Origin of the sequence: Bradyrhizobium sp. (assembly GCF_027307225.1) — a bacterium.
Taxonomy (GTDB): domain Bacteria; phylum Pseudomonadota; class Alphaproteobacteria; order Rhizobiales; family Xanthobacteraceae; genus Bradyrhizobium.
Genome location: NZ_DAHUXJ010000015.1, coordinates 38,249 through 53,963 on the forward strand (window position 1 = coordinate 38,249; position 15,715 = coordinate 53,963).

The 15,715-nt window shown below is 60.2% G+C and carries 16 protein-coding genes and 2 pseudogenes; 3 read left to right on the forward strand and 15 right to left on the reverse strand.

Features of this window, described 5'->3' with window-relative positions:
- Positions 1-11: 11 nt before the first annotated feature.
- The 10 genes from M6D32_RS02290 to M6D32_RS02335 all read right to left on the reverse strand — a co-directional run bounded on the left by M6D32_RS02290 (position 12) and on the right by M6D32_RS02335 (position 7,858).
- Positions 12-509, reverse strand: coding sequence for a FixH family protein (locus M6D32_RS02290; RefSeq protein WP_298252946.1), 498 nt, complete (start codon positions 507-509; stop codon positions 12-14).
- Between the two features lie 19 nt (positions 510-528).
- Entirely contained in the window at positions 529-1,989 is a 1,461-nt protein-coding gene (gene ccoG, locus M6D32_RS02295; RefSeq protein WP_298253258.1) for a cytochrome c oxidase accessory protein CcoG, read from the reverse strand.
- Positions 1,990-2,079: 90 nt separating this feature from the next.
- Positions 2,080-2,952, reverse strand: coding sequence for a cytochrome-c oxidase, cbb3-type subunit III (ccoP, locus tag M6D32_RS02300; protein WP_298252948.1), 873 nt, complete (start codon positions 2,950-2,952; stop codon positions 2,080-2,082).
- A gap of 3 nt (positions 2,953-2,955) precedes the next feature.
- Complete coding sequence (locus M6D32_RS02305; RefSeq protein WP_298252950.1) at positions 2,956-3,120, reverse strand: cbb3-type cytochrome c oxidase subunit 3; 165 nt, start codon at positions 3,118-3,120, stop codon at positions 2,956-2,958.
- Between the two features lie 11 nt (positions 3,121-3,131).
- Positions 3,132-3,866, reverse strand: a complete 735-nt coding sequence (ccoO, locus tag M6D32_RS02310; RefSeq protein ID WP_298252952.1) for a cytochrome-c oxidase, cbb3-type subunit II — start codon at positions 3,864-3,866, stop codon at positions 3,132-3,134.
- Between the two features lie 8 nt (positions 3,867-3,874).
- Positions 3,875-5,530, reverse strand: coding sequence for a cytochrome-c oxidase, cbb3-type subunit I (gene ccoN, locus M6D32_RS02315; RefSeq protein WP_298252953.1), 1,656 nt, complete (start codon positions 5,528-5,530; stop codon positions 3,875-3,877).
- Positions 5,531-5,600: 70 nt separating this feature from the next.
- Positions 5,601-6,050 carry a DUF6455 family protein gene (locus M6D32_RS02320; protein WP_298252954.1) on the reverse strand — a complete coding sequence of 150 codons (450 nt, stop codon included), beginning with the start codon at positions 6,048-6,050 and terminating at the stop codon, positions 5,601-5,603.
- A 63-nt stretch (positions 6,051-6,113) separates the two neighbouring features.
- Positions 6,114-7,448 carry an oxygen-independent coproporphyrinogen III oxidase gene (gene hemN / locus M6D32_RS02325; protein ID WP_298252955.1) on the reverse strand — a complete coding sequence of 445 codons (1,335 nt, stop codon included), beginning with the start codon at positions 7,446-7,448 and terminating at the stop codon, positions 6,114-6,116.
- A 13-nt stretch (positions 7,449-7,461) separates the two neighbouring features.
- Positions 7,462-7,689 (reverse strand): hypothetical protein, encoded by a 228-nt coding sequence (locus M6D32_RS02330; RefSeq protein ID WP_298252956.1) that lies wholly within the window; start codon positions 7,687-7,689, stop codon positions 7,462-7,464.
- Between the two features lie 22 nt (positions 7,690-7,711).
- Positions 7,712-7,858, reverse strand: coding sequence for a hypothetical protein (locus M6D32_RS02335; RefSeq protein WP_298252957.1), 147 nt, complete (start codon positions 7,856-7,858; stop codon positions 7,712-7,714).
- 246 nt (positions 7,859-8,104) lie between these two features.
- Here M6D32_RS02335 and M6D32_RS02340 point away from each other — a divergent pair.
- Positions 8,105-8,862: pseudogene (locus M6D32_RS02340) on the forward strand (IS5 family transposase).
- Positions 8,863-9,072: 210 nt separating this feature from the next.
- Complete coding sequence (locus M6D32_RS02345) at positions 9,073-9,321, forward strand: hypothetical protein (protein ID WP_298252958.1); 249 nt, start codon at positions 9,073-9,075, stop codon at positions 9,319-9,321.
- Between the two features lie 19 nt (positions 9,322-9,340).
- Here M6D32_RS02345 and M6D32_RS02350 read toward each other — a convergent pair whose 3' ends face one another.
- The gene (locus tag M6D32_RS02350; RefSeq protein WP_298252959.1) at positions 9,341-10,549 is read right to left on the reverse strand and encodes a cyclic nucleotide-gated ion channel; all 1,209 of its coding nucleotides are present in this window, start codon (positions 10,547-10,549) and stop codon (positions 9,341-9,343) included.
- 26 nt (positions 10,550-10,575) lie between these two features.
- Positions 10,576-10,791 carry a DUF2892 domain-containing protein gene (locus M6D32_RS02355; RefSeq protein ID WP_298252960.1) on the reverse strand — a complete coding sequence of 72 codons (216 nt, stop codon included), beginning with the start codon at positions 10,789-10,791 and terminating at the stop codon, positions 10,576-10,578.
- 161 nt (positions 10,792-10,952) lie between these two features.
- On the opposite strand from M6D32_RS02355, the gene M6D32_RS02360 reads away from it, so the two are divergent.
- Entirely contained in the window at positions 10,953-11,438 is a 486-nt protein-coding gene (locus tag M6D32_RS02360) for a CBS domain-containing protein (RefSeq protein ID WP_298252961.1), read from the forward strand.
- Between the two features lie 7 nt (positions 11,439-11,445).
- On the opposite strand, the gene fixJ is transcribed toward M6D32_RS02360, so the two are convergent.
- From fixJ to M6D32_RS02375, 3 genes and pseudogenes are all read right to left on the reverse strand, one after another.
- Complete coding sequence (gene fixJ, locus M6D32_RS02365) at positions 11,446-12,054, reverse strand: response regulator FixJ (protein ID WP_298252962.1); 609 nt, start codon at positions 12,052-12,054, stop codon at positions 11,446-11,448.
- Positions 12,044-13,486, reverse strand: a complete 1,443-nt coding sequence (locus tag M6D32_RS02370; protein ID WP_298252963.1) for a PAS domain-containing sensor histidine kinase — start codon at positions 13,484-13,486, stop codon at positions 12,044-12,046. Before M6D32_RS02370 ends, fixJ begins: the two co-directional genes overlap by 11 nt.
- A gap of 463 nt (positions 13,487-13,949) precedes the next feature.
- Positions 13,950-14,559 (reverse strand): annotated as a pseudogene (locus tag M6D32_RS02375) (response regulator).
- Positions 14,560-15,715: the final 1,156 nt, after the last annotated feature.

Genomic DNA, 15,715 nt, shown 5'->3' on the forward strand with positions numbered 1-15,715 from the left:
CGCCGCGCCTCTCAATTCAGGACTACGCGGTTGCGCGACAAGAAAAGGCGCTTCCCGGCGCGATCGGCTTCGATCACCAGATCCCACTGCCCGGCAGTAACGCCGTGCGCCATGCCGCGATAACCACCACCGCCACTCTCCGACACTTCGAACACATGATCGGCCCTGCGGTCGGTCGGGCGTTCGAGCCGCCCAAAGACCGACAATCCCGCAAGCGACGATCCGTCCTGGGCTTTTGCATCCACGTTCAACCGGGTCGTCCCGTCGGCGCTGCGCTCGACGTGAGCATCGACCTTCCAATTGCGTTCGCTCTGCTGATGCGCAGCCCGAATCTCCCGCTGATAGGCAAGGCTCGCGCTATAGGCGCTGTCGACTTCGGTTCCGGGCAGCGTCGCGATGGCAAGCCGCATCATCACCGCGTTGACGCTGATGACGACGGCAAAGAACGAAACCACCGCGATCAGCACAAATCGGCCGGTAATCTGTCGTGGAGCGGATGAGCGAGCCATTATGACTGTTCCTCTGGGATCAGGGCATCACGAAATGGTCGACGGCGGAGGCAACCTCGCCGAGCCCGATGTCGGTGACGCGGAATTTGACGGGCGTCGTCTTCTCCGCCTTCTCGTCGAAGGGTGCGGTCACCAGCACGCGCAGTTCGGTGGTCGTGTCGCGGGCGAGGATGATCATGGGCCTATCGGGTGTGACGGAATCGACGCCGATGACGTGGATTTGCGCGTTAGCTGGGCCATCGATATCGATTGCGATAACACGGTCGAAGCCGCGCTTGTTGAGGAAGCGCAAGGTATAGCCGTTGCGGATCGAGCCGTCGCTGAGCCTGACTGCCACGGGATTGCGGTCGTGGAGCACGTTGAGGTCCAGCAGCGACCGCGTCAGCAGCGCATACAGCATCACCGAACAAACCACGGCGATCAGCGCCGCATAGACGATCGTCCTGGCGCGGACCGGCTTGAAGATTTCCTCTTTGCCTGCAATCCGGCGCTGGACGTTGATGTCGTTGTCGTAACCGATCAGCCTTGTGGGGCGGCCGATCTTCTTCATCACGGTATCGCAGGCGTCGATGCAGAGACCACACTGGATACAACCGAGCTGCGCGCCGTCGCGGATGTCGATGCCGGTCGGACAGACCGCCACACACTGGTTGCAGTCGACGCAGTCGCCGACCTTCTCGCCAAGCGAGCGCAGGTCGATCGCCTTTTTCATCGAGCAGCGCGGCTCGCCGCGATCGTATTTGTAGGTGACGTTGAGCGCCCACTCGTCGGTCAGCGCGGCCTGGATGCGCGGCCACGGACACATGTAGAGGCAGACCTGCTCCCGCGCATGGCCGGCCAAGAGATAGGTGGAGGCCGTGAGAATGCCGATCCAGATATAGGCGAGCGCCGGCGCCTGGAAGGTGGCGAGATCCTTCACCAGGGTCGGCGCGTCGGAGAAATAGAGGACCCAGGCGCCGCCCGTCCACCAGGCGATCATGAGCCAGATGACGTGTTTCAACGAGCGCAGCGCCAGGCGATTGGCGGTCATCGGACCGGCATCGGCCTTGATCCGCTCGCGGCGGTCGCCCTCGGTCCAGCGCTCGACCGCGTAGAACAGGTCGGTCCAGACCGTCTGTGGACAAAAGTAGCCGCACCAGATGCGGCCACCGAGCGCATTCATCAGGAACAGCGTAAAGGCGGCGAGGATCAACAGCCCGGTGAAGTAATAGACCTCTTGCGGCCAAAGCTCGATGAAGAAGAAATAGAAGCGTTCGTTGGGAAAGTCGATCAGCACGGCCTGATCGGGCGCGCCAAGACCGCGATTCCAGCGCACGAACGGCAGGAGGTAATAGACGCCGAGGCAGAACGCCATCAGCCCCCATTTGATGCGGCGGAAAGTGCCGGAAACGCGCTGCGGATAGACCTTCTTGTGCGGCTCGTAGAGCGGCATGTCATCGTCGGCGCTCAAGAGCTCGTTCGGTGTGACGTTCTTGTTCATCGGAAGGCTCATCGAAATCCTCCGATAGCGCTACACCTCGCCACGATGGCTGGACTTGACCTGCGTCAACCGGTCTAGCCCCTGCCGCACTTATTTGCCGCCGCCCAGCGAGTGCACATAGACCGTCAGCGCCTTGATCGTCACCGGATCAAGGCGTCCGCTCCAGGCCGGCATCACGCCGGCGCGGCCGTTTGTGATGGTCTCGACGAGGGTGGCTTCGTCCGATCCATAGAGCCAAATCTTGTCGGTCAGGTTCGGCGCCCCCATTTCCTGGTTGCCTTTGCCCGCCTCGCCATGGCAGCTCGCGCAGTTTTCCGCAAAGATCTTCTTGCCGGCCGCAGCGTCATAGCCCGGCGCCGTCGAGAGGTCGGACAGCGAGCGCACATAGTTGGTGACGGTGACGATTTCGTCCCTCTTCAGGATCTCATCGCGTCCGAAGGCGAGCATCTGGCCCTCGTGCGCCTTGGTGTGTCCGGAACGCGCACCGAACTCGATGGTCTGCATGATCTGGTCGAGCGACCCGCCCCACAGCCAATCGTCATCATTCAGGTTCGGATAGCCCTTCGCACCCGCCGCGCCGCTGCCGTGGCAGGGTGCGCAATTATCGCCGAACACGGTCTTGCCGCGCGCCCGCGCGAGCGCCAGCAGCGTCGGGTCCTTCTCGATGTCGGCAAGAGACGCGGTGCCGAGCGCTTTCATCTTCTCGCCGCGCAAGGCTTCGAGATTGGCGAGCTCGTCAGCAACGCTTGCGCGCGTCGAATAATGAAACAGCCCGCTCGTATAGCCCGTCACCAGCGGCCACGCCGGGTAGACCACCCAATAGCCGATCGCCCAGATGATGGTGGCGTAGAAGGTGAGAATCCACCACCGCGGCAAGGGCGTATTCAACTCCTTGATGCCGTCCCATTCGTGGCCCGTGGTCGCGTGGCCCGAAACGTGATCGATATCGCCATGCTCACTCATCTATCAATCCTCCCGCAGCGGCATCTTGGCCGCGGCATCGAACAGCGCTTTGTTGCGGGGGCGCAGCGCGTAAATGACGATGGCAGCAAAAATGGCAACGAAGACCGGCGTCCAAAATGAGAGGACGAGATGCGAAGCCAGGTTCTCGATGGAAACGATTGCTTTCATGTCCGACCTCTTCAGCGCAAATTCGCTTTTTCGTCGTAGAGTTTGAAGTCGACAAGCGTGCCCAGCATCTGCAGATAGGCGACCAGCGCATCGAGCTCGGTGGGATTGCCGCCCTTGCCGTCGAAGTTGCGCACGGCGGCCTTCGGATAACGCTTCTGAAATGCGTCTATACCGGCATTGTCGGGATCGGCCTGCGCCAGCAGATCGGCCTTGGCGTTGGCGATCTGATCGTCGGTATAGGGAACGCCGACGGCGCGGCTGGTGCGAAGATGCGCGGCAATATCATCAATATTGACCTCGGTCGCAGCGAGTGCCGGATAGCCGGGCATCACCGACTGCGGCACAATCGCTCTGGGATCGGTCAGGTGTCGAACGTGCCAGTCATCGGAATATTTCGCGCCGACCCGGGCGAGGTCTGGACCCGTCCGCTTCGATCCCCACTGGAAGGGATGGTCGTACATGCTCTCGGCGGCGAGTGAATAATGACCGTAGCGCTCGACTTCGTCACGCAGCGGGCGGATCATCTGCGAATGGCAGAGGTAACATCCCTCGCGGACATAGATGTTGCGGCCGGTTAGCTCCAGCGGCGTATACGGACGCACGCCGTCGACCACCTCGATAGTGCTTTTCAGGTAGAAGAGCGGGGTGATCTCCACCAAGCCGCCGACCGCGATGACCGCGAGAATGCCCGCGATCAGGATGATCGAATTCTTCTCGAATATCTTGTGTCGATTCCAGAGAGACATGGGAAGACCTATTCGGCAGGCTGGAGCAGGCCGGCGGCTTGCGTTTCTTCAGCTTCACCCGCGTTAACCGTCATCCAGAGATTGAAGGCCATGATCAGCGCGCCGATCAGGAACAAGGCGCCACCGGCTGCGCGGATGATGTAGAAGGGATGCATGGCCTCGACCGACTCGATGAAGGAATATTCCAGGAAGCCAAGCGAGGTGTAGGCGCGCCACATTAGCCCCTGCAGGATGCCCGATACCCACATCGCGGAGATGTAGAGGACGATGCCGATGGTCGATATCCAGAAGTGCCAGTTCACCAGCTTCAGGCTGTAGAGCCCCTTGCGATTCCAGAGCCAGGGCACCAGGCAATAGAGTGCGCCGAAGGAAACGAAGCCGACCCAGCCAAGTGCGCCGGAATGAACGTGACCAATCGTCCAGTCGGTATAGTGACTCAGCGAATTGACCACCTTGACCGACATCATCGGCCCCTCGAAGGTCGCCATCCCGTAGAAAGCCACGGAAACCACGAGCATGCGCAGCACGGGATCGGTGCGCAGCTTGTCCCAGGCACCCGACAGCGTCATCAGGCCGTTGATCATGCCGCCCCAGGACGGCATCCAGAGCATGATGGAGAAGGTCATGCCAAGCGTCTGCGCCCAGTCAGGCAGCGCCGTATAATGAAGGTGGTGCGGGCCGGCCCAGATATAGAGGAAGATCAGGGCCCAGAAGTGGATGATGGAGAGCCGGTAAGAATAGATCGGACGCTCTGCTCGCTTCGGGATGAAGTAGTACATGATGGCAAGGAAGCCGGCAGTGAGGAAGAAGCCGACCGCATTGTGGCCGTACCACCATTGGAACATGGCATCCTGCACGCCGCCCCACGCGATGTAGGACTTTGAGCCGAACACCGATACCGGCAGCGCGGGATTGTTCCCGAGATGGAGCACGGCGATGGTGACAATGAACGCCAGATAGAACCAGTTGGCGACAAAGATGTGCGGTTCCTTGCGCTTGACCAGCGTCATCAGGAACACCAAGAGATAGGTGACCCAGACGATGGTCAGCCATAGATCCGCGTACCACTCCGGCTCCGCATATTCCTTTGACTGCGTGACGCCGAGCAGATAGCCGGTGCCGGCGATGACGATGAAGAAATTGTAACCGAGCACGACGAACCAGGGTGCGAGATCTCCGGAGAGTCGCGTGCGGCAGGTCTTTTGCACAACGTAAAACGAAGTGGCGATCAAGACATTGCCTCCGAAGGCGAAGATGACCGCTGATGTGTGAAGGGGCCTCAGGCGACCGAAGGTTGTCCAGGGCAAATCGAAATTCAGCGACGGCCATGCGAGCTGGGAAGCGATGATAAGCCCCACGGTAAAGCCCGCGATGCCCCAGAAGATCGCCGCGACCGACGCAAACTTGATCGGCCCCAGACTGTAGTTGGGGCGCCCATTGATCTCCTGCGGCGGCAACTCTGCTGGACGATCGTAATAGCGGTTGAGAATTACGAAGGACGCGGCGATGCTGGCGACGCATGCGAGCGAAGCATGAAAGGCGAACGGTGTATCATGAGCAAATCCTGCACCGATCAGACACAGAAATGCGAGCACCGCGAACAGCGGCCATAATACCGCTTCTCCAAACGTCATTGATTTTACGCTGGCGGAGGCGTTCGTCATGATGCGGCTTCCTTCGGGACTGGAATGCAGGCAGGGAAACACACGCGCGGCGCGCGCGGTTTGATCGACATCAATTGCGAGCGGCAGGAAGTGGCAGGATCCGAGCGGCGGCCTGATGCATCTCGTCCGCCAACGCCCGCAGGGTCTGCTCATTTGGGCAGTATTTTGCCGGGGTCGCCCGCCGCTCGTGCTTCAGGTCTCTGGCGCAGCGTGCTTTCGACTGGCACTGGCCGCATACCCGCCGCATGTCGCGGAGCACGTCGCCGTGAGCGGCTGCCAGCTCGTCCTCGAACAGGCCGGCATGGCAGAGACGCCTGCTCAGTGACTGAAGCGAGCCCGAGGGCCTAAAAGTCAATGCACAAAGCTCCGCCTTCGACAGATTGAGCTCGCGGGCAATAGCTTCCATCTCCTGCGAGTCCAGCCGCTGCAGCTCGTTCCATCGGGCTACGACGCCTCCGAAGCGGTTTAGAAGGCCTCTGAAAACTGAACTGCGCTTCGCGACGCCTGCTTCAATCGACATTGTTATGCCCCTCTTTCGCGTATTTGCCCTAAATGCCGGGAGGAGCTTCGTCGTTGACGCAGATCAAATTGCCCTGCTGAACTGTGCTGGCTCTCCCCGCCTGTACGTGTCGAAGGCTGCGGCGATGACGCGAACCACGGCTCGGCCGGCTTGCGTCACCGTCAATTTCGCGCCGTCGATCTCGACCAATCGGTCCCATTGCATCGGCGCCAGAATCGCCATTTCATCGCGAAAGCCAGCATTTGGTGCGACGGCATCGAGATCGACGGCGAAGTCGCACATCAGGCGCTCGATGATCAGCGCGCGCTGCCGGTCTCTCTCATCGAGCCAGCATCCCCTCGCTGAAGCGAGTGAGCCCGCCTCGATGCTGCGGATATATCTGGGAACGTCCGCGATGTTCTGGACGAAACCATCCGCGAAGGTTGAGATCGACGAGGCACCAAGTCCGAGCAGGACACGGCTGGCATCGTCCGTATAGCCCTGGAAGTTGCGATGAAGCTTTCCGCTGGCCGCAGCCTGTGGAAGCGCATCGCCGGGCCTGGCAAAATGATCGAGGCCGACTTTCGTGTAGCCGGCGCGGGTCAGCTCCTCAGACATCGCCTCGGCCTGATCGATACGCTGATCCTGCGACGGCAGCTTGGCTTCATCAATCCGCCGCTGGTTGGCCTTGAGGTGTGGCAGATGGGCATAGCCGAAGCAGGCGATACGGTCCGGCGCCATCGCAGCGACCAGATTACAGGTCTTGCGGACCGATTCGACGGTCTGCAGCGGCAGGCCATAGATGAGGTCGAAGTTCAGATTGGTGATGCCCACCGACCGCAGGTGCTCGATCGCCGTCTCGATCACGGCCAATGGCTGAAGCCGGCCGATCGCAGCCTGAACCAATGGATTGACGTCCTGCACGCCGAGGCTCGCTCGGGTCACGCCAAGTTCGCTTAGCGCCTTTGCCAATGCGGGCGTGACGCGCCGCGGGTCGAGCTCGATAGCGTGCTCAAAACCGATATCAAACGAGAATTGACGACGAAGCGCCGTCGCGACCGACCGCAAGCCGCGAGGTCCAAGAATGCTGGGCGTACCGCCGCCCCAATGCAATCGGGCAATCCTCGGTCTCTGCCTCATGAGACCGGCGACGAGATTGATCTCGACCTCCAGCGCGCGGCGATAGGCGTCGATCACGTCATCTCGCACCGCCATCTTGGTGTTGCAGCCGCAATAAAAGCATATCTCGCGGCAATAAGGCACGTGCAGATAGAGCGAGACGCTCTCGCGCCCGTCCAGGCTGCCGAGCCAGGCCGCGTGTTCATCCGCCGTAACCGCTGGCGTGAAATCGGCGGCAGTCGGATATGACGTATAGCGCGGCACATTGTAGCCGGCGTAACGGCGAACGACGTTGTCCAAGACATCAGCCTCGCTAGGACGCCCAGGCCCGTTCCAGCGCGGTCGGTGCCCGGAATTCAACGGCATCCGCGAAGATCGTCCAATCGTGAACATGCTTCTGCCTGCAGAAGTCCGCCTCGGCACGCCGAACCGCTTCCGTCAGCGACGGGGCCTCGACGGTGAAAGCGGCCTGGCAGGCGCGGTGCTCGTGCCCGGTGTCGTCGCAGACGGTCTTGATAAAACGTACATCGAATGACGCCATGGTATCTATCCTGGTGGTTCAATTAGGGGGCACGCCGAATCGTCCAGCCGGTCGCAACGACGGCAAAGCCCGTGATCGCGATCACGCCGACGACAGTTAGGACGGGGCCCAGCGTGTCATGGGCCCAGCCCGTCGCAATCAAGGCCGGCAACGTGAGAAGGAGTCTCAATATCCACATCATGGACTTGCTTCGACAGTCGGCGCTGGTGTGCACATGTTGGTCTCTTGCAGCCTTCCACATTGGAGGCAGATTCAACCATATAATTTTCGCGAGCCGCGCAATTTGATGCAGGTCAAGGCGTCGCCGGAAAAATGGTCGCAAAGATTGTCTCGACTAGGGCCTGTCCTCAATTAGAGGATTCCCAAGGATATTATCGCGTGATTCATAGGAGGTCAGCTGATTCGGAGCTGACAGATGCGCCGCTACGCCCTTCGGGACGATCAATGGGACAGGATCAAGGATATTTTGCCCGGACGCGAAGGGCATGTGGGGGTAACGGCCAAGGACAACCGGCTGTTTGTAGAAGCGGTGATCTATCGTTATCGGGCCGGCATCCCTTGGCGGGACTTGCCTGAACGCTTTGGCGATCCGATCAAGATCCATACGCGCTTCTCGCGCTGGGCCAAAAGCGGGGTGTGGAAGAAGCTGTTCGAGATGCTGGCGAGCGAAGCGGACAATGAGTACGCCATGATCGACAGCACGATCGTACGGGCGCATCAGCACAGTGCCGGCGCCCAAAAAAAGACGGCGAAGACCAGGCGATCGGACGCAGCAAAGGCGGGCTGAGCACCAAGATTCATGCCCTTGTCGATGCACTGGGCAATCCGCTGCGGTTTCTGCTGACGCCGGGCCAAGCCCATGATCTGGAAGGCGCCGACGCGCTGCTGCCGGATATGGCGGCCGACCTCTTGCTGGCAGACAAGGCCTTCGATGCCGACGAACGGGTGATCGAGCCGTTGCTTGCACGAGGGAAGTCGTTCGTGATCCCGCCCAAGAGAAACCGCAAGGTCCAACGCGATTTCGACAGAGACGCCTACAAGGCACGTCATCTCATCGAGAACTTCTTCTGCAAGCTCAAGGAATACCGCGCCATCGCCACCCGCTACGACAAAACCGCCAGAAATTTCCTCGCCGCAATTCACCTCGCGGCTGCTATCATCTGGCTCAATTGAGGACAGGCCCTAGAACAGGAGACGATATATGCCCGTTTCAAACGTCATCGTGCTTTTCGGCGCGGTCGCTGCCTTCGCCAGCACGCTCGCATGGATCCAACTGCAAACACGGCACCCCGCGATTGCAAGCAAAGCAACAAGGCCTCACAAGAAGCGGCCTTTCTAGTTCAATCTGCGTCGCCTCGGATTTCGGATCTCGAAAGGCAGATAATGAGCGATATAGTTCAATTTCTTGCAATGCCGTTTGACCTCACCGATCGCGGCCTCGTCGCAGGCGAACCGTTCAAATGCGCCAGTCCAGGAGCCGCGATCGAGCGCGCCAAAGGCTATTGGAACACGTTGGGCCACGCCGGCGCGGTAGCCTTCGTGCGCTTTGACTATCCGGTGACGAGGACCACCCTTCTCCGGCGATTTGGCAATGTGCCGGGTGTACCAGTAGAGTCCGCGCCCGAAGACTGAAGGGGTGGCTGGAAATCGACTATGCTGAGAGTTCGCTCGTGACTAGATCGCCCGCCGCAGTCTCCAGCTCGCGACCCAACCTCTCGCGCGCCGCATCCCAAATGCGGGCCGCAATCTGCGGCTCACGGTCCATCAGACTATGCAGATCAGCCGCGTCCAGCGCGAGCAATCGTGTATGACACAGCGCGACAACCGTCGCCGAGCGTCGCGATTGCCGCAGAGCCGCGACCTCACCGAAGAAATCTCCGCCACCAAGGCGAACATGCTGGTGACGCAGTTTAATTTCGACCTCGCCATCCACGATTAAATACATCGAATGAGCGGGCTCGCCACGCCTGGCAATAATTGTTCCCTTGTCGACTTTTTGTGCGCGCAACAGTTTCATCACATCGGCGATCTGCACAGCGGTCAGTTCGCCGAATAGCGGGATCCGCGCGACCAGCCCCCAGGTGACGACGAAATCCCGGCGGTGAACCTCATTGGCAAAGGCGGTCGCGACAATGCCGACCGGCAATGCGACCATCAGAAGACCCACGAAGATCGCCAACGAGGCGATGAGACGGCCCGTCACCGTGATCGGCACCGCGTCACCGTAACCGATCGTGCCAAGCGTCACGATCGCCCACCACATCGCGTCGGGAATGGTGCCGAATTTGTCAGGCTGCGCGGCGCCTTCGGCCAGATGCATGAGCGCGGCAGCGATCAGAGTGGCTCCGCAAAGGATCACGAAGCAGCCGAGCAGAGCGCGGCGCTCGGCATAAAGTGCCTCAAGCAACGAGCGCATCGCAGGCGAATAGCGCGTCAGCTTGAAGAAGCGAATTAGCCGCAGCACCAGGAGCGCCTTAAAATCGGCGGCTACGGCGAATGAGAGCCAAAAGGGCAAGACGGCTGCAAGATCGACGATCCCGGCCGGACTCGCCGCGAAACGCAGACGGGATTGGATGGCGCCCTGACGCCGCCATGGCGGGTGTTCAATCGCGGTCCATAGCCGCACCAGGTATTCGAAAGAGAAGGTCGCCAGCGCGACGAACTCGATGATTTCGAACAACGAGCCATACACGTTGGTCAGCCTCGGCACTGATTCCAGAACGGTCGCTGCAAGCGTGACAACGATCAGACCGATCAGGATCCAGTTAACCGTCGCGCTGAGCCGGCCGGCCGCCGGCCCTGACTCAAACACATTGTAGAGCCTTGGGCGCAGTTGGCCGAGGCGGTGAAGTCGCGACACGTTCTGTTTCCACTTGCTCGAGCCAGTCAGGCGGAGCGATCGAGCCGCCCGTAGGTGGAAAGACCAAGGACGCCATAGAGCGGGCAATAGAGGAAAAGAGCAGTGGCCAGCAAGTAAGCGCCGAACAATCCCGCTAGGAAGAGGCCGTCGGCGGAAATTCCATCCTTGAGAAAATAAGCAACGACTGCAAGTCCCAGCATCGCGCGAACTACTTGATCGACAATTCCGATGTTGCGGGGCATTTCCAGTCTCCTGGTTAAGATCACGAAAACATTTCTAACCCCGATATGCCTTGGCGTGCGTTGATCTCGATCAACCGGCGACAGACTTGATCCAGCTCAATGACGGTATCGCAGTTTGCCACATGATTTGCGCCACTAGACCTGTGATCGGAGAGGCCGCCATGTATGAATTTCTCGAGGAGACGGTTCAACACGACATGATGCAACCGGCCAGGGCGGTCGCGGCGGAGATTACGCTAGGTGATCTCTTGCGTCTGTTCACCGCCGACAACGTGGATGCCTATCCGGTCGAGAGCAATGGCCGACTGTGCGGGATCGTCTCGAAGGGCGATGCAGTGAGGGCTTTCGCTCCTGGACGGGCCGGCATCCCGCCGCACTACGATGATGCGATGGGCACGACCGTCGAACAGATCATGTCGCGCCATGTGATGACAGTCGATGCCGAGACCAAGTTACAGTGCGTGCTGCACCTGATGGAAAAGCACCGCATCAAGAGCCTGCCTGTTGTCGACGCCGGCAACCGGCTCCTGGGTCTGATCGCACGTGAGAACGTTATCCGGGCCCTCGCACGCTGCAACCGGCGCCAGCCTTCGGCACAGGCCCCTACCACTTGTCGCCCCGCCTGTCGGTCACAAGCGATCGCCTAGCCTCGCCTCACAGGCCTGCAGCCAGCGCAATTCGCATCAATTCTGACATGCTGCGTGCAGCGGTCTTCGCCATGAGATTGGCACGATAAACCTCGACCGTACGTGGACTGATACTGAGATCGTGCGCGATAACCTTATTGATCTTCCCCGCCACCAGCCCTTGCAGCACATCGCGCTCGCGCGGTGACAGCTCCGCCAACCGCGCCTCGGCCTCCTTCCTCGACGAACTTTCGTCTGCCGCCGCCGGCCTCGTCTCAAGGGCTGCACGGATCGACTCGAGCAGCGCAGTATCGTCGAACGGCTTTTCGATGAAATCCACGGCGCCCGCCTTCATCGCCTCAACGGCGAGCGCTACGTCGCCGTGGCCGGTGATCAGAATCACGGGGCAGGATGATCCGTCACCTTTCAGCTTTCTGACCAGCTCGATCCCGTTCATTCCAGGCATCCGGATGTCCGATATCACGCAGGTCGGTCGCGCGGCGTTCACGCCAGCGAGGAAGGCGTCAGCCGTCTCATAGGCCTGCGGCCTGTATCCATTGACGTCGAGCAGAAATGCAAGGGAATCCCGCATCGCCGAGTCATCGTCGATGACGTAAATGATCGTCTTATCGTCCATCATGCGCCTCCATTTCGGCGAAAGGGAGCGTGAATTCGAACACGGTGCCGCCGCCGCTATTGGCATGCGCCGCGATGCGGCCGCCATGCGCCTCGATGATGGTTCGGCAGATTGAAAGGCCCACTCCCATGCCATTTACCTTGCTGGTTACGAATGGTTGGAACAGCTTTTCCGCGATCTCCGGCGCGATTCCGGTGCCGGTATCGGCGATCGAGAAGAATGCGAAGCCGTCGTTGCCGGTGACGCCGATGGTCATCTCGCGCCGGCCCGTCGTCTCCATCGCCTCGATGCCGTTTCTGATCAGATTGAGCGCGACCTGCTGGATCTGGACCTTGTCGGCCACGATGTCGGGAAGATCGTGGTCGCAGCGAAGCGATACGCGCACGCCCTGTTCCCTGGCGCCGACCAGCGCCAGCGCTGCGGCTTCCTCAAGCAGCGTCGCGGGGCTCTCGATCGTATGCTCGGTCTCTCCCTTGGCCACGAACTCGCGTAGCCGCTTGATGATATCGCCAGCCCGCAACGCCTGGTCGGCGCTGCGATCCATCGCCTCGCGCACGCGATCCTTGTCGACTTCTTTCGCTTTCAGCAGCGTCGAGGCACCGCGCAGATAGTTCGTGATCGCCGATAGCGGCTGATTGAGCTCGTGCGCGAGCGAGGAAGCCATCTCGCCCATGGCGGTCAGTCGCGAGACGTGAACGAGCTCCGACTGCAGTTCCTGCATGCGGCGTTCCTGGGTCCGGCGTTCGGTCAGGTCTCGGACAAAGCCGGTGAAGTACCGCTCGGAGCCGGCCTTGGCCTCACCGACTGCAAGCTCCATCGGAAATGTCGAGCCGTCCTTGCGCTCGCCGACCACGATCCGTCCGATACCGATGATGCGGCGTTCGCCGGTCATGCGATAGCGGTCGAGATAGCCGTCATGCTCCTGCCGATAGGGTGACGGCATCAAAATCGAGACGTTCTTTCCGAGCACCTCGGCGGCCGACCAGCCAAACAGACGTTCCGCGGTGACGCTGAAGGAACGCATGATGCCGCGATCGTCGATCAAGACCATCGCTTCCGGCACCGTGTCCAGGATCGATTGCAGCTGCGCCTGACGGTAACGGGCATCTTCCGTTTCGCGCAGAAGGCGGTTGCCGATCACGCCAAGGATCGGTCCCATTACTGCAAAGAAGGAGACATCGATCAGGTTCGCCGGGTTGTTATAAAGGCTTGCTCCCAGGAAATAGGCGCTGCTCGCAAGACAGAGCACGGTGGCGAAGATCGCGGGCCCCTGCCCGCCGACGAAGGCCGCGAAGACCACGACCGGCACATAAATGACGGTGAAAGTACGGTCCTCGAAGTAGCGATGCGGCATCAGGCGGACGACGAATATGAAAGCCGCCGCCGCCGCAGTCGACCCATAGCGAAACCACAGTCGGCGTTGTGTCGCCATTTAATGACCCGATCCGATGCGAATGCGCTTTGCCAATAGTTGTGCTACCGGTTCCTCATAGCATACTGGGCGGTCCGGCCGGCAAGGGGCTTACGCAGAAAGCCACTCTTGACGACGGCTGGTTCTTGGCGGACCAGAGGCGCCAATGCGTCGGGTTGATCACGACACGTTCATGGCTCGCCGCTCTGACCCATCTACTGGCAGTACGGCGGCCGGCGAAAACCAGCGGATGCAGATCATTTCCCTCAACGACAGCAAGTTCAAAGTCGCGGTCATAAGGGGCGGTTGAAACGCCTTGTCACACCGATTGCTGGTCCATCGTCTCGATCTCGCCGGCGCCGCAAGGCGGGGGCTTCGATCAGCATTGCGATCGTTCGACGACCGCCCCTGTAAGGAAACAACACTAGAGACAAGCGGCTTGCAGGCACTGCGGTATGTCAAGCCTCGCGGCCCCGGCACAAAATTAATCTGGGGCGGCCATGACGATGCGGATCAGTTCCGCGGTATTCTTGCCCCGAGCTTTCGCAAGATGTTGTAGCGATGATCTTCGACCGTGCGAGGGCTGATGCTGAGCTACTTGCTTATTTCCTTGCTCGATGCACCGAATATGCTTCGTTGCAGTGTTTCGCGCTCTCGAGACGTCAGATGTTCACGGTCGGGAAAGTCGACCGGCTCTCCTCGCCGCATGGGCGGGCGCGAACTAATCGCATCCTTCAACCTGGAGACGACATCGCTGCCACAGAACGGCTTTTCAACAATATCGAAAGCACCATGTTTCATTGCTTTGACCGCCGTCGCGATATCTCCTGTGCCCGAAATCATTAAAATCGGCGCAGAGTAATCCTCTGTGCGAAGCTCATTGAGGATATCGAGGCCAGCGCCGTCCGAAATCTGCAGATCGAGGAAGATGCAAGCAGGCCTCTGTTACGAGCCGAGGCCATCAAAGAGACGCTGTCCGCGAAGCAGACGACTTTGTAACCCTCTTTGGAGAGAACAAGGGACAGCACGTCGCGCACGGCAGCGTCATCGTCAACGACGTAGATTTCGGCGTGCCCCGCTGGCTCGTTTCGCATGATTGTTCTTCAAATTGGACGGAACGTTAGCCGTTGCGCCAGGTGCTGACAAAATTAGAGGCGATCCCTCGTGGCCCCGGAGATCCCATGTCGACGACGAGGCGGAAGCCCGGATTGGCAAGCTGGGCATAGTCGGCCGGGACGTCGCCAGAGCGGCTGCCGCGAAATCGAATTTATATTTGTCAGCAACAGGGTCCGCGATCGGGAGCAACATTGAGCTTTGACGGCGCCCCAAGCGCATCGATTGTATAGCTATTAGCGCAGTATTCCCGATGATTAAGCACCGCCGTCCCCGCGTCGAGCTCCCGGTGACAGCGTCGCTTTGCGACGCACAGCGCGCATACCACCGCCATGTCACGCATGACACCCGGCTCCTCGCGCGCAATGCTCGTCCCGTCGAGGCCGAGCGCCGCCAGTAGTTTTGGAAGTTCGCCAGCGCCTTGCCGACCACGAGCTGCGAGGGTCTCGAGCTCTGTCCGCGAGATGCGGAGCTCCTGGGCGATAGCCTCAACGTCGCATGCGCTGAGACTGCGGATGTCAGCCACGTCACGGAGCCGACCTAACCAATCTGAAAGCCTCGCAATGAACTGGTCTCTGATTGACGCTGCCGATGCCATCGCATCCTCCCGCAGGTTGTTTGAGGTCCAGTATCGACCCACAGACGCCACCTTCATTGCGTCAGATCAAACACAAAGCCGAACTGATGCGGCTGCTCCGGGAGGGAGGCGCCTCGCATCGCGATCCATGACGATCTGCAGCGTGTTATCTGGGGCACGGTGCTCGAACAGGCCAAAGCTCACCGCTCGCATTTCATTCTTTTCGCTTGAGCCGCCTGAAATGATCGAATTTCGCGATTAGTATATACTCAATTTACTCTTGACCATTCCCTGCCGGCGTTCGGTCGAGAGACGTAGAGCATTCGCCGCGACCTTCTCCCGGAATCCATCGATCACGTGGTTGCTGGTCGCGCTGCACACGAGCCTCACGCCGATGTCAAATACCGCGACAATCTTTTCATTCACCAGGAGATGAGCTTCCTTCTATGCATCGGCACCTCCCCCGCGCAAGTTTTGCGACGCGGAGGCCGATCGACCTCACTCGACTCCAGTGCCAGCATCGCGATGGTGATCCAGGTCCGAACACTGACAACTCCTCT

What these genes read in the sequence shown, in the direction of transcription:
- M6D32_RS02290 (WP_298252946.1), bottom strand. Translation starts at nt 509, where the DNA reads ATGGCTCGCTCATCCGCTCCACGACAGATTACCGGCCGATTTGTGCTG.
- M6D32_RS02360 (WP_298252961.1), top strand. Translation starts at nt 10,953, where the DNA reads ATGTATGAATTTCTCGAGGAGACGGTTCAACACGACATGATGCAACCG.
- ccoN (WP_298252953.1), bottom strand. Translation starts at nt 5,530, where the DNA reads ATGACGAACGCCTCCGCCAGCGTAAAATCAATGACGTTTGGAGAAGCG.
- M6D32_RS02370 (WP_298252963.1), bottom strand. Translation starts at nt 13,486, where the DNA reads ATGGCGACACAACGCCGACTGTGGTTTCGCTATGGGTCGACTGCGGCG.
- M6D32_RS02305 (WP_298252950.1), bottom strand. Translation starts at nt 3,120, where the DNA reads ATGAAAGCAATCGTTTCCATCGAGAACCTGGCTTCGCATCTCGTCCTC.
- M6D32_RS02320 (WP_298252954.1), bottom strand. Translation starts at nt 6,050, where the DNA reads ATGTCGATTGAAGCAGGCGTCGCGAAGCGCAGTTCAGTTTTCAGAGGC.
- fixJ (WP_298252962.1), bottom strand. Translation starts at nt 12,054, where the DNA reads ATGGACGATAAGACGATCATTTACGTCATCGACGATGACTCGGCGATG.
- M6D32_RS02355 (WP_298252960.1), bottom strand. Translation starts at nt 10,791, where the DNA reads ATGCCCCGCAACATCGGAATTGTCGATCAAGTAGTTCGCGCGATGCTG.
- M6D32_RS02345 (WP_298252958.1), top strand. Translation starts at nt 9,073, where the DNA reads ATGAGCGATATAGTTCAATTTCTTGCAATGCCGTTTGACCTCACCGAT.
- ccoP (WP_298252948.1), bottom strand. Translation starts at nt 2,952, where the DNA reads ATGAGTGAGCATGGCGATATCGATCACGTTTCGGGCCACGCGACCACG.
- ccoO (WP_298252952.1), bottom strand. Translation starts at nt 3,866, where the DNA reads ATGTCTCTCTGGAATCGACACAAGATATTCGAGAAGAATTCGATCATC.
- ccoG (WP_298253258.1), bottom strand. Translation starts at nt 1,989, where the DNA reads ATGAACAAGAACGTCACACCGAACGAGCTCTTGAGCGCCGACGATGAC.
- M6D32_RS02330 (WP_298252956.1), bottom strand. Translation starts at nt 7,689, where the DNA reads ATGGCGTCATTCGATGTACGTTTTATCAAGACCGTCTGCGACGACACC.